The following is a 19186-nucleotide window of genomic DNA, read 5'->3' on the forward strand; positions in this document are numbered from 1 at the left end:
AATAAAAACACCGAAAACTCAGCGAAATCTGATATTTGGGGCAATTTTTACAGATTCCGGATGAGCTTTGGAGTCCTCCGGAAAACTTTTATCGGAAGCGGTTCTTCCACTCCCGTAGCAATTTGAATGCCGTGAGCCGATCCGGCACCGTTTCATGCAGCTCGGCTTCGAGCGTCGCGTGAATCGCCGCGCTGTCGGCGCGCATGAACGGATTCACCGCCCGCTCGTGCGCGATCGTCGTCGGCAGCGTCGGCACCCCGCGCGCGCGGCGCGCGGTGGCCTCGTCGCGCCACGCGGCGAGCGCCGCGTTGCCGGGTTCGCACGCCAGCGCGAAGCGGATGTTGGACAGCGTGTATTCGTGTGCGCAATGCACGTGCGTGTCGCCGGGCAGCGCCGCGAGCGCGTCGAGCGACGCGAGCATCTGCGCGGGCGTGCCTTCGAACAGGCGGCCGCAGCCGCATGAGAACAGCGTGTCGCCGCAGAACACGTGCGGTGCGGCGGCACCGTTTCCAGCCGATTGAAAAAAGGCAATGTGGCCGCGCGTATGGCCGGGCACGTCGAGCACGTCGAACGTGAGCGCGGGCGCCGCAAGCGTCACGCGGTCGCCGCCCGCGAGCGGGTGCGTGACCACGTCGATCGCCTCGCCGGCCGGGCCGTAGACGGCAAGCGGCGCCTCGTCCGGTTGGCTGGCGATGAGATCCGCGACACCGCCGACATGGTCGGCATGGTGATGGGTGAGTAAAATAGCGGTCAACCGCCAGCCTCTTTCGGAGAGCGCGCGGCGCACCGGGGCGGCTTCGCCCGGATCGACGGCGATGGCTTCGCTGCCGTCCGACACGAGCCAGATGTAGTTGTCCTCGAATGCCGGTACCGGCACGTATTTCAGCTCGTTCATGGGCGCGCAATCATCGCTATGTCTGACCGACAAATTATAGACTGGCCCGCCTGGACCGACTCGCCGCCCGGCCGCTACGTGCTGGGCTGGGAACAGGCGCAGCTCGACCGCGTCGTGTCCGACGTGTTCGGCTTCCATGCGCTGCAGCTCGGCCTGCCGCAGCTCGACGCGCTGCGCGAGAACCGCATGCCGTACCGCGGCCTCGTGCTCGACCCGGCAAGCGGCGCGAGCGCGCCCTATCAATATCCGTGGGCGCGCGAAGCGCACGCGCCCGAGCATGCGCCGGCCGGCCGCAGCACCACCTGGTGCGACCTGCTCGACCTGCCGTTCGAATCGCAGAGCGTCGACCTGATCGTGATGCCGCACACGCTCGAATTCACGTCCGACCCGCACCGCCTGCTGCGCGAGGCCGAGCGCGTGCTGATGCCGGAGGGCCAGCTCGTGATCACCGGCTTCAACTCGCTCAGCCTGTGGGGCATGCGGCAGTCGTTCGGCAAGATGGCGAACCGGCCGTTCGTGCCGGCCGCACGCGACCAGATCGCGTTCATCCGGCTGAAGGACTGGATCAAGCTGCTCGGCTTCGACCTCGAACGCGGCCGCTTCGGCTGCTACCGGCCGCCGCTCGCCTCCGATCAATGGCTCGCCCGCTACGGCTTCATGGAAGCCGCGGGCGACCGCTGGTGGCCGATCTTCGGCGCCGTCTACATGGTGACGGCCGTCAAGCGCGTGCGCGGCATGCGCCTCGTCGGCCCGATCCGGATGAAGAAGCCCGTGCTCGCGCCGGGCCTCACGCCGGCGGCCTCCCCGACCACCCATCACGAACATTCATGACGACCGATACCATCGACATCTATACCGACGGCGCCTGCAAGGGCAACCCGGGCCCCGGCGGCTGGGGCGCGCTGCTGCGCTACGGCGACCGCGAGAAGGAAATGTTCGGCGGCGAGCCGAACACGACCAACAACCGCATGGAGCTGATGGCCGTGATCGCCGCGCTCGAGGCGCTGAAGCGCGAGTGCAACGTGATCGTGCACACCGATTCGCAATACGTGCAGAAAGGCATCAGCGAGTGGATCCACGGCTGGAAGAAGAAAGGCTGGGTCACCGCATCCAAGACGCCCGTGAAGAACGCCGACCTCTGGAAGCGGCTCGACGCGCTCGTCGCGCAGCACCAGGTCGAATGGCGCTGGGTCAAGGGCCACGCCGGCCACCCGGAGAACGAGCGCGCGGATGCGCTCGCGAACCGCGGCGTCGAATCCCTCGCGGCCTGAGCGCCGCCCCGTTTCCCCTGTTTTTTCCCGACATGCGCCAGATCATTCTCGATACCGAAACCACCGGCCTGAACGCCCGCACGGGCGACCGCCTCATCGAAATCGGCTGCGTCGAGCTGCTGAACCGGCGGCTCACCGGCAACAACCTGCACTTCTACGTGAACCCCGAGCGCGACAGCGATCCGGGCGCGCTGGCGGTGCACGGCCTCACGACCGAATTCCTCAGCGACAAGCCGAAGTTCGCGGAGGTCGCCGACCAGATCCGCGACTTCGTGAAGGACGCCGAGCTGATCATCCACAACGCGCCGTTCGACCTCGGCTTCCTCGACGCCGAATTCGCGCGTCTCGGCCTGCCGCCATTCACCGAGCATTGCGGGGGCGTGATCGACACGCTCGTGCAGGCCAAGCAGATGTTCCCCGGCAAGCGCAACTCGCTCGACGCACTGTGCGACCGCTTCGGCATCAGCAACGCGCACCGCACGCTGCACGGCGCACTGCTCGACTCGGAGCTGCTCGCCGAGGTGTATCTCGCAATGACGCGCGGCCAGGACAGCCTCGTGATCGACATGCTCGACGACGATGCGGCCCACGGCGGCGCGGCGAACGGCCAGCGGGTCGCGCTCGCGTCGCTCGACCTGCAGGTGCTGGCCGCGAACGACGACGAGCTCGCCGAGCACCAGGCGCAGCTCGATGCGCTCGACAAGTCGGTCAAGGGCACCTGCGTGTGGCGCCAGACGGCAGCAGCCGGCGAAGCGTCGTAATCCACCCTCCGCCGCGCCGCGGCCGCGCGCTCACCCGCGCGGCTGCAGCGCGATGACCGCCATCCCGGCCAGCGCGAGCGCCGCGCCGGCCGTGTCCCAGCGGGTCAGCGCGACCCCATCGACCGCACGCAGCCACGCCAGCGCGACCGCGATATACATGCCGCCGTACGCCGCATAGGTGCGCCCCGCCGCGCTCGGATGCAGCGTCAGCAGCCACGCGAACAGCGCGAGCGACAGCGCGGCGGGCGCCAGCAGCCAGACCGGCCGGCCCGCCTTCAGCACGAGCCACGGCAGGTAGCAGCCGACGATTTCGGCCAGCGCGGTGGCGGCAAAAAGCGCCGCGACTTTCATCAGTTCAGGCATCTCCAATCCTCGTCGTTTCGGGCCGCCTCGCGAGGCCCGCGCGGCCCCGCCGCGCGCCGCCGATCATACCCGAGGGCGCCCCGCCGGACGGGCGTTTCGCGGCAATTTGCACGATCATCGCGCATCGTGCTATCATGTCGCCTGTTTCAACATTCAATCTCTGTCATTTCGATTTTGAGAGAAGTCCGTCCGCCGCTTGCGGCGCGTGGCTTCGACCAGAATCGCATCCACAGGAAAGCGTGCCCGAGCGGCCCGTTTTTCTCGTTTCGTCGCCCTTCCGGGGCGTCTGCCGCACACGCATCACGCGGCCCTTTCTTCATGAGCGCCTGTCGCGACGGCCCATCGGGCCCGCGTCGAAGCAGTCCCTTTTTCGCAGTAAGCGCTTAATGGCCTGCCCCGACGCGCCGCGTGCGATATCGCGCTCGCCGGCAAACCGTGTCGGACGGCCCGCCCGTTCCGGCGCAGTCAAAGGAGTGCATGACCTTGACCGCAACACACGTCAGCCCGACCGCTGTCTCTTCTTCCGCTTCGTCGTCCGGCGAGGCCCCGCTCGCCGCGGACGACATTACCGTCGTCGACCAGGGCCTGCTCAAGCGCGCCGTCAGCGCGATGGCCATCGGCAATGCGATGGAATGGTTCGACTTCGGCGTCTACAGCTACATCGCCGTCACGCTCGGCAAGGTGTTCTTCCCGTCCAGCAGCCCGTCCGCGCAGCTGCTCGCCACCTTCGGCACGTTCGCGGCCGCGTTCCTCGTGCGCCCGCTCGGCGGCATGGTGTTCGGCCCGCTCGGCGACCGCATCGGCCGCCAGCGCGTGCTCGCGATGACGATGATCATGATGGCCGTCGGCACCTTCGCGATCGGCCTGATCCCGAGCTACGCATCGATCGGCATCATGGCGCCCGTGCTGCTGCTCGTCGCGCGCCTCGTGCAGGGCTTCTCGACCGGCGGCGAATACGGCGGCGCGGCGACCTTCATCGCCGAATTCTCGACCGACAAGCGCCGCGGCTTCATGGGCAGCTTCCTCGAGTTCGGCACGCTGATCGGCTATGTGATGGGCGCCGGCGTGGTCGCGCTGCTGACCGCATCGCTGTCGCAGGAGGCGCTGCTGTCGTGGGGCTGGCGCGTGCCTTTCCTGATCGCTGGCCCGCTCGGCCTGATCGGCCTCTACATCCGGATGAAGCTGGAGGAAACGCCCGCGTTCAAGCGCCAGGCCGAAGCACGCGAAGCGCAGGACAAGGCCGTGCCGAAGGCGCGCTTCCGCGACACGCTGATGCGCAACTGGCGCGCGCTGCTGCTGTGCGTCGGCCTCGTGCTGATCTTCAACGTCACCGACTACATGGTGCTGTCGTACCTGCCGAGCTTCATGTCGTCGACGCTGCACTTCGACGAATCGCACAGCCTCGTGCTGGTGCTGCTCGTGATGGTGCTGATGATGCCGCTGACGCTCGCCGCCGGCCGCCTGTCCGACAAGGTCGGCCGCAAGCCGGTGATGCTCGCCGGCTGCGTCGGCCTGCTGGTGCTGTCGATCCCGTCGATGATGCTGATCCACGCGGGCACCACCGCGTCCGTGTTCGGCGGCCTGCTCGTGCTCGGCGTGCTGCTGTCGTGCTTCACCGGCGTGATGCCGTCCGCGCTGCCGGCGCTGTTCCCGACCGAGATCCGCTACGGCGCGCTCGCGATCGGCTTCAACGTGTCGGTGTCGCTGTTCGGCGGCACGACGCCGCTCGTCACCGCGTGGCTCGTCGACACGACCGGCAACCTGATGATGCCCGCGTACTACATGATGGGCGCGGCCGTGATCGGCATCGTGTCGGTCGTCGCGCTCGCCGAGACGGCCCGCCAGCCGCTGAAGGGCTCGCCGCCGGCCGTCGCGACGCGCCGCGAGGCGCACCAGCTCGCGCGCAAGCTGCGCGAGGAAGACGAAACCGGCGGCGACCTGTACGCGGTCGCCGCCACCGCGCGCGCGTAAGCGCCCCGCAAACGAAAGGCCCCGGCATTGCCGGGGCCCGATCGCACGGCCGGTTGCCCGGCCCGCACGCCCGACCGGCTCGCGCCGGCCGGGCGCTTTTTCATCCTTGCCGCTGCGTCGCGCTCATGCGTGCTCGCCGCAATGACGGCAGAAGATCAGCGCGCGCGAGCGCGACACCGCCGCTTGCGCGCCGCGCGCGGCGACGATCAGGCCGACCTGGCCGAGATTGAAATCGCGCTCGACCATCAGCTGCGTCAGCGCCGCCAGCGGCAGCACGACCGACGGGTGGTACAGGCTCGATTCGATCAGGGCTTTCATCATCGGCTCCATCAGGCAAGGCGGTATGCGATGGAGTGAATTCTAGGGATGGCCGACGCGCGGATAAATCGCGTGGAAGCGAAGTCACTTGTCGGCTACGGAAAACAATCGGCACGGCACTCGCCGGCAAGCACCCGTTGCGCGCCGGATCCGCTTACACGAGCGGCGTCTCGACGAACGCCGGCAGCGCCTCCGCACGCGCCGAATGCGCGGCGAGCGCCGGATAGCGGGCCGGATCGATGCGGGTGAGCGCCGGGAAGTCGGCCGCGACGAACTGCGTGAAACGCCATGCCACCGCGACCGTCACGTCGGCCTGCATCACGCGCGCGCCGCCGAGCCAGCCGTCCGCGCCCGCGACGCAGTTCTCCAGTTCGCCGTATGCGGCCTCGAGCTGGCCCAGCAAGCGCTCGAGCCACGGCTGGTGCTGCTTGTCGGCCGGGCGCTGGCTGAACTCGTAGATCACCTGCACCGACTTCTCCGCTGCCGCCAGCGCAAGGCCGATCGGCACCAGCGCGCGCAGCCGCGCGTCGGGCGCCTCGGGCAGCAGGCGGCGCTCGGGTTCGACCAGGTGGTCGAGATAGTCGACGATCAGGGATGAATCGAGCAGCGTCGCGCCGCTGTCGGTGACGAGCGTCGGCGCCTTGACGACCGGGCTGATCGCCTTGAACGTGTCGAAGTGCCGGAACACCGACACCGACTGGTGTTCGAACGGCAGGTCGAGCAGCTTCGCCGAGATCGCGGCGCGGCGCACGAACGGGGAATCCAGCATGCCGATCAGTTTCATCGCAAGTCACTCCGCTCGAGGGGACGGGACGACTGTAGCAGCGTCCGCGGCACGCGCCTAGCGGCGCACGGCCGTCGCCGGCAACCGGGTACAAACGCGGCCCCCGCCGCGCGGCAACAGTGACCATAATGCAGGTTCGCCCATCGCCACCGGAAGGTCCGCCATGTGGTATGCCCTCGTCGAACAGCAGCGCCAATGGCTGCGCGCGTGGCACGCGGCGACCCGGTCCGCGTTCGACGCATGGCCTGCCTCGACGCTGCCGCATGCCGCGTCGGCGTGGTACGCCGACCTGTTCGAACCCCTGCTCGGGCCCGCTGCCGCCCCGCCGCCGTTCGCGATCGGGCCGATCGGGCCGCTCACCGGCGACGCCGGCCGGCACGACGTCGCCGAGCAGGTCGTCGCGCAGACGCCGTTCTGCGCGCTGCGCCGGTTTTCCCATGACAGCCGCGCAACCCGCGCGGTGCTTCTGTGCGCGCCGCTCGCCGGCCACGCGGCCGTGATGATGCGGGAAACCGTCGAGACGCTGCTCGCGGACGGCGACGTCTACATCACCGACTGGGCCAACGCGCGCGACGTGCCGCCCGCCGCGGGGCGCTTCGGTCTCGACGAATATGTGACGATGCTCGACGGCTTCGTGGATGCGCTCGCGCGCGACGGCCGGCCGCTGCATGTGGTCGCCGTCTGCCAGGCGACGTTTCCGGCGCTCGGCGCGCTCGCGCTGCGCGCCCGGCGTGCGATCGCACCGCCGGCCAGCATCACGCTGATCGGCGGCCCGCTCGACGCGCGGGTCAATCCGAGCACGCTCGGCATCGCGGCCGCGTCGCACTCGCTCGACTGGTGCCGCCGGCACCTGATCGACGTCGTGCCGGCCGGCTTCGCCGGGCACGGCCGCCCGGTGTTCCCGACCTATCTGCAGCAGGCCGAGATCTCGATCGTCTACCCGCACCGCTTCCTGTCGCTGCTCGACCGCTACACGCAGGCGGCCTGCCGGCTGGACACGCGCGGGATGGCCGACGCGCGGCGCGCGCTGCACGAATACACCGCCCTCGTCGACATGCCGGCCGAGTACTTTCTCGACACCGTCGACATCGTGTTCCAGCGCGCGTGCCTCGCGAACGGCAACTGGCGCGTGCACGGCGTGCCGGTCGACCCGGCCGGGCTGCGCGGCACCACGCTGCTGACCGTCGAAGGCGCGCGCGACACCGTCACCGGCGCCGGGCAGACCCACGCCGCGCATGCGCTGTGCGGCGGCCTCGCGCGCGCCGACCGGCACCGGCTCGACGTCGGCGATTGCGATCACTACGGGCTGTTCATCGGCGCGCACTGGCGCGACGACGTGCATCCGGCGCTGCAGGCCGTGTTCGCGCAGGCCGAGGCCCGGCACGCGACGCACCACTGACCCCGCGTCACGCCGGCGCGCCGCGCGCCGCGTCGAGCAGCGCGCGCACCTCGTCGTCGCTCGTCTGCTCGAAATGCGCGTAGAACTGGCTGATCCCGAAGAACGACAGCGGATGCGACACCGCGACGAATGCGTCGGCCAGGTCGTCGAACTTGCGCTGCACGCCGGCCGGCGCGACCGGCGCCGCCGCCACCACGCGGGCCGGGCGGCGCTCGCGCAGCGCGAGCAGCGCGACGCGCATCGATGCGCCGGTCGCGATGCCGTCATCGACGACGATCGCGATGCGCCCTTCGACCGGCGCCGCCGGCCACGCGCCGCGATACAGCGCCTCGCGGCGCTGCAACTCGACGGTTTCGCGCGCGATCACGTCGGCGAGCTGCGCGTCCGACACGCCCATCGACTGGATCACCGAGCGCTGCAGGTAGATCGCGCCGCCGGTCGCGATCGCGCCCATCGCGAGTTCGGGGTCGTACGGCACGCCGAGCTTGCGCACCACCAGCACGTCGAGCGGCGCGCCGAGCGCGCGGGCGACCGGATAGCCCACCGGCACGCCGCCGCGCGGCAGCGCCAGCACCACGACGTCGGTGCGCCCCGCGTACGCCTGCAGCGCATCGGCGAGCTGGCGGCCCGCGTCCGCGCGATCGACGAAACGATCCATCACGATCCGCCCCTTCCGTTCGCCGGCGCCCGGTCGCGCAGGCGCCGCGATCACGCCGGCGTTACGTCAATGAGCATGGTGCATGCGTTGCGCCAATTCAAGCGCGGTAAACGGGGCGCGCGCACGGCCGGCGCGCATGATTCGGGGAGGCGTCAGAGCCCGCTTGCCTGCCGATACAGCCGCCAGAACGACTGCGCATAGGATTGCGCGAGTTCCGGCGCGCGCTGGAACACGTTCACCGTCTCGGCGTGCGCCGGTGCGCCGTCGGCGAGCGTCGTCAGCGCGACGTCGTCATCGACGATCACGAAGCGCGACGCGCCGGCGCCCTGCCGCGTGTCGATCGCGACGTCGATGCCCGCTTCCTTCAGGTAGCCCGCGCCGCTGTACTTGCCGGCGCGCGCCGGGCGCGCCAGCACGACCCGCACCTCGACGCCGCGCGAGCGCGCGTCGCGCAGCGCGGCGGCCACCGCCGGCGGCACGTGCGTGTACCCGGCCAGCAGCACGCGGCGGCCCGCCTGCCGGATCAGGTCGACGGTCGTGTCGGCCGCTGCGTTGTCATACGAAAAGTACGTGCCGACCGACGCGGCGTCGGACGGAATCGGGGTGGCGTGGGCGCTTGCCGCGCAGCACAGCGCGGCGAACAGGAAGGCGGCAGGTCTCATGGCGGGCGCCATTGTAGCGACGCCAATTCGCGTGGCAAGCGTACGTTTCAAGGCTGCTGCGCCGACGCAACACGGCACGCCGGCGGCCTGCCGAAACGGGCCCGGTCAGCTCGCCGCGACGCGCGCGAGCCAGCCCGTCACGCCATCGATCGAGCGGAAGTCGGCAAGGCTGCGCGCGGGCAGCGCCGGGTACGCGCCGGCCGCCATCTCGGCGAGCGCGCGGCCGGGGCCGAGTTCGAGAAAGGCCGTCGCGCCGGCCTCCACACAGCCGGCGAGGCACGCCGCCCATTCGACCGGCTCGGCGATCTGGCGCGCGAGCCTGTCGAGCCCGTCGGCCGCGTCGAGCACCGACCCGCCGTCGATCCCCGCGAACAGCCGCACGCCCGGCAGCGGCCGCCGCACGCGCACCGCGGCCAGCGACGCGCGAAACGCCGGCACCGCCGCCGCGAGCCGCGGCGTATGCGATGCGATCCGCACGCAGACCGGCGCGACGCGCAGCGCGCCGTCGCGCGCTGCCTCCTCGGCGGCGGCCTCGACATCGTCGCGCCGGCCGGCGATCACGTACGCGTCGCCGGGGTTCGCGATCGCGATCGCCGCGCCATGCGCCGCGCACAGCCGCGCAAGATGATCGCGCGACAGGCCGCGCACGAACGCCATCCGCTCGCCGCCGCCGCTCGCCGCGTCCATCGCGCGGGCGCGCGCATCGGCCAGGTCGAGCGCATCGCCCGGATCGAGCAGGCCCGCGACGCTCCACGACGCGATCTCGCCGACGCTGTAGCCCGCGACGCAGCGCCGGCGCGGCCAGGCCGCGTCGAGCAGCGCGGCGGCGGCGAGCGCCTGCAGCGTGCACAGGATCTGCGCCGCGCGGTTCTCGCGCAGCGCGTCCGGCGCGGCCCGGCGCACCCAGCTGCGCGGATCCTCGCCGAGCAGCCGCCCCGCGTGCGCGAACAACGCATCGGCCTGCGGCGCGGCGCCGGTCAGGTCGAACATGTCGGCGCGCTGGCCGCCCTGCCCGGAACACAGGATCGCGAGCGTCATCCCCAGGCCTCGGCGGGTTCCAGCGCGTCGACGAACACGCTCATCGCGAGCAGGTCGGCCGCGCCGCCCGGGCTCAGCCGCCGCGCGACGAACGCGCGATGCACGGCCGCCGCGCGGTTGCGCCAGCCGGGCACGCGCACGCCGCCGCGCGCGACGAACGCACGGGCGCTCGCCCGCGCGAAGTCGAGGCCGGCCTGCCCGCCCCGGTGCAGCAGGTTCGTATCGTCGAGCGCGGCGATCAGCGCGAAGCACGCATCGACGCGCGCGGCCTCCGGATCGCCCGGCACGTCGCGCGCCGCGCGGCGCAGCGCCGGCAGCCCGACGCGGTACACCGTGACGAAGCCGCCGGCCGCCTCGCCGCGCGCGCCGCCGACGCCGTAGCGGCGGCTCGCGCGCTCGCCGTGGCTGTCGGGCAGCCGTGGCCCGCCGAGTATGTCGGCGCCCCAGCGGCGCGCGACGACCGTGCCGAGCGACAGGCCCGGCGCCGCGCCCGGCATGCCGCGCCGGCCCGCGGCCGCGCACAGCAGCCCGAGCCCGAAGATCGCGCCGCGATGGGTGTTCACGCCGCCCGTCGCGGCGAGCATCGCGTGCTCGGCGCGCAGGCCGATCTTGCGCAGCGCGGCCATCTCCGCGTCGCGCGCGCCCGCATCGGCCAGCTCCGCGAAATACGGCGCCAGCACCGCCGCGCTGCGTGCGAACGTCGACGCGTCCATGTCCGCATGGCTGCCCGTATCGACCTGGCTGACGAGCCCGGGCTTCGGATAGGTGCCGATCTCGAGCAGCAGGCTGCGCTCGGCGAGCGCCCCGATGCGCTCGGCGCGCGATGGTGCGGCCGGCGGCGCGTGCAGGATCGCCAGCGCGCTCATTGCGCGACTCCGGCGATGAATTCGGCCGCCGCGCCGAGCGCGACGCCGCCTGCCGTCTTGATCGCGACCTCGGTCAGCCCGGCGTGCAGCTCGCGCCAGTTGACGCCCGCGCCGTCGTCGCGCAACAGCTCGCCGTCGATGCGCATCGGCGCGGCCGCGTCGAGCGCCGTGAGGCCGTCGAGCAGCGTCGCGGCCTGCGCGGCATCCGGCAGCGGAAACAGCACGTCGAGATCCGACGTGCCGGTCACATAGCGTTCGCCCGTCAGCGCCTGCCATGCGAGGCTGCCGAACACGCGGCCCTGCACGCCGCAGCGTGCGCCGAGCGCATCCAGCGCGCGCAGCGTCGGGCGCCATCCAGCGGGCGCGGCGTCGAGCACATCGGCGAACGCGGGCGGCAAGGCCACCGCCGCGAGCGCATCGGCGTCGACGCAAATCGCCACGCGCCGCTTGCCCGCCGACGGCGGCAGCGGCATGCCGAGCGGCACGCCGGCTTCGTCCGGCAGCGCGCGGCGCACCACGAGCGGCCAGCCGCGCGCCGCCCACGCGCGCACCCGCGCATCGCCGGCGAGCGCGGCGTCGCGCGCGAGCAGCGCCGCCCACCCCGCCGCCGTCAGCGTGACGAGCGCGTGGCGCCGCAGCGGCGCGTCAGTGCGCGGCACGCGCGAGTTCATACACGCGCTGCGCGACGTCGGCCGCGACCGGACGGCCGCGCGCCGCGCGCCGGTCGACGCGGTCGGCCGGCTTGTCGAGCCATTCGGCCACCTGCGCGTCGAGCCCGCGGGCCGGATCGAGCACCGCATCGACGGCGCCCATCTTCACGAGGTTGTCGAGCCCCGGCGCGAACACCGGCGTCGAGCGCGCCTTCTCCTTCAGCACGTCGAGCGGCAGCTTCGTCACGCGCGCCATCGACGGCAGGTCCATCACTTCCGGCTCGGCGCCCGGCACCGCGAGCAGCGCGCGGGTCGCGAGCGCGGTCGCGATGAATGCGCCGGCCGCCGTGTGCCCGTACAGCAGGCCGATCGTCCGGTGGCCGGCGAGGTCGGCCTGCATCAGGCACTTCGCGAGATGCGACAGGCCCTCGTTCAGGCCGAGCAGTTCGTCGCGCTTGCTCATCCGCTGGCTGTCGCTGTCGACCAGCACGAGGATCGGCGTCGCGCCGCCGCGTTCGAGCGTGGCGAGCACGTGCGACGCGAGCCGCAGCGCCTCGTCGATGCCGAACGGCAGCCGGTCGGCGACGCCGATCACGTCGATGCGCGTGCCGGCCAGTTCGGCCTGGCCGGACAGCAGGCCACCGTCGCGGACGATTGCATGACCTTGGGGAAACAGCGAGGCTAAAACGTCATCGAGCGTCATGCGGCGGCTCCTGGAGTTGGTCGGCCAGCGCGGCGAATGCGTCGTCGGGCATGCCGGGAATCGCGGCGGGCTCGGCCGCGCCAAGCGCGCGCCACACGTCGAGCGCGTCCGCGCACGCGCCGAACCGGTCGATGCGCGCTTCGAGCCGCGCCTGCTCAGCGCGCAGCATCGCCGCGTCGAACGCCGGCGCGCGGGCGATCAGATCGAGCGCCGCCGCACGGAATGCGTCCGGCGTATCCGCAACGTAGCGGTCCGCGCCGCCGATCAGCCGCCGGTGCTTGCCGCCCATCGTGCGCCAGATCAGCGCGCGGTCCTTCGCGTCGAATTCCTCGACGCCGCGATTGGTCTCGATCACCTCGGGCCCGGACACGCTGATGCGGCCCTGCTCCGACACCGCGAGCGCCGAGCAGCACGCGGCGAGCAGCCCGCCGCCGCCGTAGCAGCCCGCGCGCCCGCCGATCAGGCCGATCACCGGCACGCCGGCCGCGCGCGCGTCGACGAGCGCACGCATGATCTCGGCGACCGCCAGCTCGCCCGCGTTCGCTTCCTGCAGCCGCACGCCGCCCGTGTCGAACAGGATCAGCACCGGCACCGTGCCGAGCTCGCGCGCGGCGCGCAGCAGGCCCGTGAGCTTCGCGCCATGCACCTCGCCGAACGCGCCGCCCATGAAGCGGCCCTCCTGCGCGGCGACCAGCACCGGCTTGCCGTCGAGCCGGCCGCGCCCGACGACCATCCCGTCGTCGAACTGCTGCGGCAGGTCGAACAGCGGCAGGTGCGGGCTCGTCACGCGCTCGGCCGGGCCGAGGAATTCGGCGAAGCTGCCCGCGTCGAGCAGGCCGTCGATGCGCTGCCGCGCGGACGCCTCGTACCAGCTCGACGCGTTCGCGACGAACGCGGGGGCGTCGTGGGTCGCTTCCGTCGCCGCCTCCCGCCGGGCCGCTCCCTCAGCGGGCAGCGAACGAATGTGAGCGCGGGGGTCGTTCATCATGCCTCCCCCTCGATCGCGCGCACCGCCTGCGCGAGCCGCAGCGACACCATGTCGGGCCGCGCGCCGCCGTCGTTGATCGACAGCTTCAGGCCGCCCGGCGCGCGCCGCTCGACGAAATCGGCCACCACCGCCTGCCAGACTTCGCCGAAGCCGACCGCCGCGGTGCGGATGTCGATCTCGCACGCATTGCCCGGCAGCACCCGTTCGACCAGCACCTCGAGATTGCCGGACGCGACCACGCCGACGAGCGCCGTGGCCAGCTCGCCCTTCGCGCGCGCACGCGCGGTGAAGCGATAGCTCAACTGTTCCATTGCCGTGTTCCTTACCAGTTGCGGAACCGCGCCGGCGGCGCGTACAGCCCGCCCGACCAGTGCACGAGATCCTTGATCGAGCGCGCGGCGAGCCAGCGGCGGTCGGCGTCGAGCGGATCGATGCCGAGATCCTCCGGGCGCCGGATCACGCCGCGCGCGCGCAGCCGCTCGACCATCTTCCGGTCGCGGCCGCGGCCGACTTCCGTATAGCCCGCGACGCCGCGGATCGCGTGCTCGCGCTCGTCCTTGTCGCGGCACAGCAGCAGGTTCGCGATGCCTTCCTCGGTGACGATGTGCGTGACGTCGTCGCCGTACACCATGATCGGCGCGAGATCGAGCTGCAGCTTGTCGGCGAGCTTCAGCGCGTCGAGCTTCTCGACGAACATCGGCACGTTCTTGTCGCCGAACGTCTCGCCGATCTGCACGACCAGCTTGCGGCCGCGCCGCAGCGCCGCCGGCGTGTCGGGGTCGGCCTCCTCGCCGGCCTTCAGCCACGGCTCGCTCGGATGGCGCCGGCCGCGCGCGTCGCTGCCCATGTTCGGCGCGCCGCCGAAGCCGGCGATCCGCTCGGCCGTCACCGTCGACGAATGGCCGGACAGGTCGATCTGCAGCGTCGAGCCGATGAACATGTCGCACGCGTAGAGGCCGGCCGTCTGGCAGAACGCGCGGTTCGAGCGCAGCGAGCCGTCGGGGCCCGTGAACCACACGTCGGAGCGCGCGCGGATGTAGTCGTCCATCCCGACCTCCGAGCCGAAGCAGTGGATCTGTTCGACCCAGCCCGATTCGATCGCGGGAATCAGCGTCGGGTGCGGATTGAGCGCCCAGTGCGTGCAGACCTGGCCCTTCAGGCCGAGCTTCTCGCCGTAGGTCGGCAGCAGCAGCTCGATCGCCGCGGTGTTGAAGCCGATCCCGTGATTGAGGCGCTTGATCCCGTACGGCTGGTAGAGGCCCTTGATCGCGAGCATCGCCGTCAGGATCTGCGTTTCGGTGATCGCGGCCGGATCGCGCGTGAACAGCGGCTCGACGTAGAACGGCCGCCCCGCCTCGACGACGAAATGCACGCGGTCGCCCGGGATGTCGACGCGCGGCACCTTGTCGACGATGCGGTCGACCTGCGCGATCACGATGCCGTCCTTGAACGCGGTGGCCTCGACGACGGTCGGCGTGTCCTCGGTGTTCGGGCCCGTGTACAGGTTGCCGTCGGCGTCGGCGCTGACGGCGGCGATCAGCGCGACCTGCGGCGTGAGGTCGATGAAGTAGCGCGCGAACAGCTCGAGATAGGTATGCACCGCGCCGAGCGCGATCTTGCCGCCGAACAGCAGCTTCGCGATGCGCTGCGACTGCGGGCCCGAATACGCGAAGTCGAGGCGCTTCGCGATGCCGCGCTCGAACACGTCGAGGTGCTCGGGCAGCACGACGCCCGATTGCACCATGTGCAGGTCGTGCACCTTCGTGTGGTCGACGTCGGCGAGCGCCACCGCGAGCAGGTCCGCCTGCTTCTGGTTGTCGCCCTCGAGGCAGACCCGGTCGCCGGGCCGCAGCACGGCTTCCAGCAATGCCACGGCGTCGCGCGCGTCGACCCGCTTGCCTTGCGCGAACGGCGCGCCGGCCGCGAGGCGTGCATCGCGCGCGCGTCGCGCGTGATTCCATCCCGTCATAGCGTTATCTCCTGCCAAGCATGCTCGTGATTCGGTTCAGCGGCATTCTAAGCCGGCCGCCGCCGGCGATTGATGACGATGTCCAATGCGACTCAGCGGCCCGCGCGATGGATGCGGCATAAGGCCTGTTCCCGCCAATTGCAGGGGCTGGCCGTTATCAGCGGGAACAGGCCCTATGCGCCGACCAGCGCGCGCGTCGCGAAGAACAGCAGCGACGGCCCGAGCAGGCAGCCGACGCCCGTGTGGAACGTGGCGACCAGCGCGCCGTACGGCACGAGCCGGCGATCGGTCGCGGCAAGGCCCGCGCTCACGCCGCTCACGGTGCCCGCGAGGCCGCCGAAGATCATCGCGGAGCGCGGCGTCTTCAGCCCCATGAAATTGGCCGCGAGCGGCGTGCCGACCATTACGATGATCGCCTTCACGAGCCCCGTCGCGATGCTGAGCGCGATCACGTCCGAGCTCGCGCCGATCGCGGCGCCCGTGACGGGCCCGACGATGTACGTGACCGCGCCCGCGCCGATCGTCGTCATGCTGACCGCGTCGGTATAGCCGAACGCGCGCGCGACGCTCGCGCCGACGATGAACGGCAGCACGGTGCCGAGCAGCAGCGACAGCACGCCGACCAGACCGGCCTTGCGCGCCTCGGTCGGCTGCACTTCGAACGCGGTCGCGACGATCGCGAAATCGCGCAGCATCGCGCCGCCCATCAGGCCGACGCCGGCGAACAGCGGCACGTCGGCGATCCCCTTCTGGCCGCCGGTGAACGCGCCGCCGACGTAGGCGAGCGCGAGGCCGATCAGGATCGCGATCGCCGATCCGTGCACGCGGCCGAACGTCAGCTTGCGCGACGCGATCGACGACAGCCACATGATCAGGCCGACCAGCGCGAACGACGCGACGAGCCCGTTATGGGCGACGGTTTTTTCGAGCATCTGCAGCATGGCCGCCTCCCGTCACTGTTGTTCGAACTGGGGAACGACGGCGAACGCCGTGTCGTCGCGGCCGGTGCGCGCGAGCACCGCGATGCAGCCGGCGCACAGCACGGCCGCGCCGACCGCGGCGAGCAGCGCGACCGGCCCGCCCTTCAGCGCGGCGACGACGTTCTGGTTCGCGGCCATCGCGACGACCACCGGGATGTACATCGCGCCCCAGAAGCCGACGCCCGCCTCGGTCTCCTTCGGCAGCCAGCCGCGGCGGTGCAGGTAAAGGCGCAGGCAGATCAGCAGCAGCATCGCGATGCCGACGCCGCCGACATTGGTCTTCACGCCGATCGCGGCGCCCAGCAGGTCGCCGAGAAACAGCCCGGCCAGATGGCAGAACGCGAGCAGCGCGGTTCCGTAGATGATCATGAGTCGTCTCCAGTGTCTCCCGCGGCGGTGTGCCGCGGCCCCGGCGGCTCGTCGTGCGGGCGCGTTCTCGGGCGGTCGATGGGATGATGCGGTTTCGGGCGCGCGCCCGGATGCCGTAGACTGCCCGAAGCAGCCGCCGGCGCGATGCGGCGCGCTTCGTGTCGCGCGCCGCACCGGGGCGTGATCCGATACTAGCGCCGCAATATCCGGCCATTTATGAAGTTGTCGAAACCGATTCAGTGGGTTTAGCAATGCGTCCGTTACCGCCCGAGCTGCTGCGCAGCTTCGTCGCCGTCGCCCAGTCCGGCAGCTTCACCGCCGCGTCGGAGCGCGTGAACCTGTCGCAGTCCACCGTCAGCCAGCACATCCGCCGCCTCGAAGAGCTGCTCGACCGGCCGCTGTTCGAGCGCGACACCCGCAACGTGCGCCTGTCGCCGCACGGCGACGCGCTGTTCCGCTACGCGGTGCGCATCCTCGAGCTGATGGACGAGGCCGTCACGTCGGTATGCGGGCCGCCGCTGTCGGGCAAGGTGCGGCTCGCGATGTCGGAGGATTTCGCGTCGGCGCACCTGACCGCCGCGCTCGCGAGCTTCGTGCAGCGCAACCCCGACGTCGAGCTCGCGATCGCGACCGGGCTGTCCGGCGACCTGTTCGACGCGCTCGACGAAGGCCGGCACGACCTCGTGTTCGCGAAGCGGATCGCCGGCAGCCGGCGCGGCCGCGTGATCCGCAGCGAGCCGCTGTACTGGTGCACCGGCCCCGATTCCCGCATCACCGGCCATGAGTCCGTGCTGCCGCTCGCGCTGCATCCGGAGCCGAGCGTGTCGCGCCGCCGCGTGCTCGAAGCGCTCGAGGCCGCCGGGCGGCCGTACCGGATCGCGGTGGTGAGCAGCAGCGTCGCCGTGCTGCGCGCGGCCGCGAGCGCAGGGCTCGGCATCAGCGCGTTCGCGGGCTATGTGATCCCGGCCGGGCTCGCGCGGCTCGACGCGGGGCTGCCGGAGCTCGGCGAGCTCGAATACGTGATCGACCGCCCCGCCGCCGCGTCGCGTTCGACGCTCGCGCTCGAGGCGACGCTGATCACCGCGGCGGCCGAGCTGTAGCCCGCATTCGGGCCGCCCGCTCCGGCCCCGTCGGCTGCGTCTGACAATCCTGCCCGGATCGCGTCAGCGTCCGCGCAGCACCCGATCGCGACAATGGGCCCCATCGGCTGGCACGGCACGACGCCGCGCTGCCGTTCCCCTGTTCACGCTTTCGGAGCCCACCATGAACGTCATGCGATTCGCCGTCGCGGCCGCCGCCGCCGTGCTGCTGTCCCCCGCCTTCGCGCAGACCGATGCGACGCCGCCCGCGCCGGGCAAGACCCGCGCGGAAGTCCTCGCCGAACTGAAGCAGGCCTACCTGGAAGGCGACCTGCCGACCAGCGACGCCGACTACCCGCCGAGCGACGCCACCCGCGCGCGCAACCGCGAGCTGCTCGACGCGGTGCGGCCCGCGTGGGCGATGCAGGCGCAGCAGCCGGCGTCGCAGCAATAGGCGCCGCGCGCGCTGCCGCCGCTCAGGGCAGGAAGCTGCGCCGCCGCGCGTCGATCAACTCGACGAGCAGCCGGTCGCGCTCGGCGGCGAGTTCCTGCATCGAGCGCTCGCCCTGGATCGCGCGGAGTTCGTCGATCAGCTTGCGGTCGACGTCTGCGTCGAACGACGGCGTGCCGAGGTCGTCCCACCAGCTCGTCATCGGGCCGGACAGATGTTCGAGGAAGTGCGCGATCCCGCCCGCGCCGCCGCCGAGGTGATAGGTCAGGCACTGTCCCATCAGCGCCCAGCGCAGCCCGGGGCCCCACGCGACCGCCTTGTCCGCGTCGGCAACGCTGACGACGCCCTCGCCGACGAGGTGGTACACCTCGCGGAACAGCGCCGCCGCGAGCCGGTTCGCGACGTGGCCGGCCATCTCCTTGTTGAGAACGATCGTCTCCTTGCCGAGCGCGTCGTAGAAGGCCTTCACGCGGGCGATCACGTCCTGGCCGGTGGCCGCGCCGCCGACCAGCTCGACGAGCGGGATCAGGTGCGGCGGGTTGAACGGATGCGCGATCAGGCAGCGCTCCGGGTGATGCGCGCAGGCCGTCTGGATCTCGGACATCTTGAGGCCCGACGAGCTCGACGCGATCGGCACGCGCGCCGGCAGCACGTCGTCCATCCGGCGATACAGCGCGCGCTTCAGGTCGAGCCGCTCGGGGCCGTTCTCCTGCACGAAATCGACGCCGTCGAGCGCGCGGGCGAGATCGGCGTCGAACGCGAGCCGCTGCGTCAGCGCGTCGGCCTCGCCGCCGAGGAAGGCGCCGAGCGCGTCGCGCAGCCGCGTTTCGGCGTCCGGCGCCGGGTCGGTCGCGACCACGTCGAAGCCTTTCGACAGATAGAAAGCCGCCCAGCTCGCGCCGATCACGCCGGCGCCGACGATGGCGATGCGTCTGATGTCCGTGTCCATACCGGTTGGGTCTCCGTTGATGTCGCGGCGATTGTCGCATCGAATCAGCGGCGCGCGCGCCG

Annotated in this window: 23 protein-coding genes; 7 read left to right on the forward strand and 16 right to left on the reverse strand. The window is 71.5% G+C overall.

Annotated features, from left to right (window positions below; genetic code table 11):
* Positions 1–88 precede the first annotated feature (88 nt).
* A complete protein-coding gene (gene gloB, locus HWY45_RS17940; RefSeq protein WP_059811001.1) occupies positions 89–895 on the reverse strand; it encodes a hydroxyacylglutathione hydrolase in 807 nt (268 codons plus the stop codon).
* An 18-nt stretch (positions 896–913) separates the two neighbouring features.
* Here gloB and HWY45_RS17945 point away from each other — a divergent pair, with 18 nt between their 5' ends.
* From HWY45_RS17945 to dnaQ, 3 genes are read left to right on the forward strand one after another with little or no spacing between them, the layout of a single operon-like run.
* On the forward strand, positions 914–1726 hold the full coding sequence (locus HWY45_RS17945; protein ID WP_059566918.1) for a class I SAM-dependent methyltransferase: 813 nt from the start codon (positions 914–916) through the stop codon (positions 1724–1726).
* Positions 1723–2166, forward strand: a complete 444-nt coding sequence (gene rnhA, locus HWY45_RS17950; RefSeq protein ID WP_059885489.1) for a ribonuclease HI — start codon at positions 1723–1725, stop codon at positions 2164–2166. Before HWY45_RS17945 ends, rnhA begins: the two co-directional genes overlap by 4 nt.
* 32 nt (positions 2167–2198) lie before the next feature.
* Positions 2199–2927 (forward strand): DNA polymerase III subunit epsilon, encoded by a 729-nt coding sequence (gene dnaQ, locus HWY45_RS17955; RefSeq protein WP_059885487.1) that lies wholly within the window; start codon positions 2199–2201, stop codon positions 2925–2927.
* A gap of 30 nt (positions 2928–2957) precedes the next feature.
* Here dnaQ and HWY45_RS17960 read toward each other — a convergent pair whose 3' ends face one another.
* Positions 2958–3290 (reverse strand): YnfA family protein, encoded by a 333-nt coding sequence (locus tag HWY45_RS17960; RefSeq protein ID WP_059885485.1) that lies wholly within the window; start codon positions 3288–3290, stop codon positions 2958–2960.
* A gap of 477 nt (positions 3291–3767) precedes the next feature.
* Between HWY45_RS17960 and proP the strand changes: the two genes are divergently transcribed.
* Positions 3768–5261, forward strand: coding sequence for a glycine betaine/L-proline transporter ProP (gene proP / locus HWY45_RS17965; RefSeq protein WP_059885483.1), 1494 nt, complete (start codon positions 3768–3770; stop codon positions 5259–5261).
* Between the two features lie 123 nt (positions 5262–5384).
* Here proP and HWY45_RS17970 read toward each other — a convergent pair whose 3' ends face one another.
* Both HWY45_RS17970 and HWY45_RS17975 read right to left on the reverse strand, forming a co-directional pair.
* Complete coding sequence (locus HWY45_RS17970; protein WP_034178042.1) at positions 5385–5582, reverse strand: hypothetical protein; 198 nt, start codon at positions 5580–5582, stop codon at positions 5385–5387.
* A gap of 151 nt (positions 5583–5733) precedes the next feature.
* Complete coding sequence (locus HWY45_RS17975) at positions 5734–6363, reverse strand: glutathione S-transferase family protein (protein WP_059885481.1); 630 nt, start codon at positions 6361–6363, stop codon at positions 5734–5736.
* 163 nt (positions 6364–6526) lie between these two features.
* Between HWY45_RS17975 and phaZ the strand changes: the two genes are divergently transcribed.
* Positions 6527–7762, forward strand: coding sequence for a polyhydroxyalkanoate depolymerase (gene phaZ / locus HWY45_RS17980; protein ID WP_059885479.1), 1236 nt, complete (start codon positions 6527–6529; stop codon positions 7760–7762).
* Positions 7763–7769: 7 nt separating this feature from the next.
* On the opposite strand, the gene HWY45_RS17985 is transcribed toward phaZ, so the two are convergent.
* The 11 genes from HWY45_RS17985 to madL all read right to left on the reverse strand — a co-directional run bounded on the left by HWY45_RS17985 (position 7770) and on the right by madL (position 16645).
* The gene (locus tag HWY45_RS17985; RefSeq protein ID WP_175038331.1) at positions 7770–8420 is read right to left on the reverse strand and encodes a phosphoribosyltransferase; all 651 of its coding nucleotides are present in this window, start codon (positions 8418–8420) and stop codon (positions 7770–7772) included.
* A 152-nt stretch (positions 8421–8572) separates the two neighbouring features.
* Positions 8573–9094, reverse strand: coding sequence for a phospholipase D-like domain-containing protein (locus tag HWY45_RS17990; RefSeq protein ID WP_059885477.1), 522 nt, complete (start codon positions 9092–9094; stop codon positions 8573–8575).
* A 93-nt stretch (positions 9095–9187) separates the two neighbouring features.
* Positions 9188–10120, reverse strand: coding sequence for a malonate decarboxylase subunit epsilon (gene mdcH, locus HWY45_RS17995; protein WP_059885475.1), 933 nt, complete (start codon positions 10118–10120; stop codon positions 9188–9190).
* Positions 10117–10986 carry a triphosphoribosyl-dephospho-CoA synthase MdcB gene (gene mdcB, locus HWY45_RS18000; RefSeq protein ID WP_059885473.1) on the reverse strand — a complete coding sequence of 290 codons (870 nt, stop codon included), beginning with the start codon at positions 10984–10986 and terminating at the stop codon, positions 10117–10119. The genes mdcH and mdcB overlap by 4 nt, the downstream gene beginning before the upstream one ends.
* The gene (mdcG, locus tag HWY45_RS18005; protein WP_059885661.1) at positions 10983–11645 is read right to left on the reverse strand and encodes a malonate decarboxylase holo-[acyl-carrier-protein] synthase; all 663 of its coding nucleotides are present in this window, start codon (positions 11643–11645) and stop codon (positions 10983–10985) included. Before mdcG ends, mdcB begins: the two co-directional genes overlap by 4 nt.
* On the reverse strand, positions 11632–12339 hold the full coding sequence (mdcE, locus tag HWY45_RS18010) for a biotin-independent malonate decarboxylase subunit gamma (protein WP_059810993.1): 708 nt from the start codon (positions 12337–12339) through the stop codon (positions 11632–11634). Before mdcE ends, mdcG begins: the two co-directional genes overlap by 14 nt.
* Entirely contained in the window at positions 12326–13327 is a 1002-nt protein-coding gene (locus HWY45_RS18015) for a biotin-independent malonate decarboxylase subunit beta (protein ID WP_230946862.1), read from the reverse strand. Before HWY45_RS18015 ends, mdcE begins: the two co-directional genes overlap by 14 nt.
* Positions 13324–13638 carry a malonate decarboxylase acyl carrier protein gene (gene mdcC, locus HWY45_RS18020; RefSeq protein WP_059885471.1) on the reverse strand — a complete coding sequence of 105 codons (315 nt, stop codon included), beginning with the start codon at positions 13636–13638 and terminating at the stop codon, positions 13324–13326. Before mdcC ends, HWY45_RS18015 begins: the two co-directional genes overlap by 4 nt.
* Before the next feature lie 11 nt (positions 13639–13649).
* A complete protein-coding gene (mdcA, locus tag HWY45_RS18025) occupies positions 13650–15296 on the reverse strand; it encodes a malonate decarboxylase subunit alpha (RefSeq protein WP_059885469.1) in 1647 nt (548 codons plus the stop codon).
* Positions 15297–15469: 173 nt separating this feature from the next.
* Complete coding sequence (gene madM / locus HWY45_RS18030) at positions 15470–16237, reverse strand: malonate transporter subunit MadM (RefSeq protein WP_059810991.1); 768 nt, start codon at positions 16235–16237, stop codon at positions 15470–15472.
* 12 nt (positions 16238–16249) lie between these two features.
* A complete protein-coding gene (gene madL / locus HWY45_RS18035; protein ID WP_017332744.1) occupies positions 16250–16645 on the reverse strand; it encodes a malonate transporter subunit MadL in 396 nt (131 codons plus the stop codon).
* Positions 16646–16896: 251 nt separating this feature from the next.
* Between madL and HWY45_RS18040 the strand changes: the two genes are divergently transcribed.
* On the forward strand, positions 16897–17745 hold the full coding sequence (locus HWY45_RS18040) for a LysR substrate-binding domain-containing protein (protein ID WP_059810990.1): 849 nt from the start codon (positions 16897–16899) through the stop codon (positions 17743–17745).
* A 163-nt stretch (positions 17746–17908) separates the two neighbouring features.
* Positions 17909–18178, forward strand: a complete 270-nt coding sequence (locus HWY45_RS18045) for a DUF4148 domain-containing protein (RefSeq protein WP_059885466.1) — start codon at positions 17909–17911, stop codon at positions 18176–18178.
* Positions 18179–18200: 22 nt separating this feature from the next.
* Here HWY45_RS18045 and HWY45_RS18050 read toward each other — a convergent pair whose 3' ends face one another.
* On the reverse strand, positions 18201–19124 hold the full coding sequence (locus HWY45_RS18050; protein WP_059885465.1) for a 3-hydroxyacyl-CoA dehydrogenase NAD-binding domain-containing protein: 924 nt from the start codon (positions 19122–19124) through the stop codon (positions 18201–18203).
* Positions 19125–19186 lie beyond the last annotated feature (62 nt).

The organism is Burkholderia stagnalis (assembly GCF_902830275.1).
GTDB classification, from domain to species: domain Bacteria; phylum Pseudomonadota; class Gammaproteobacteria; order Burkholderiales; family Burkholderiaceae; genus Burkholderia; species Burkholderia stagnalis.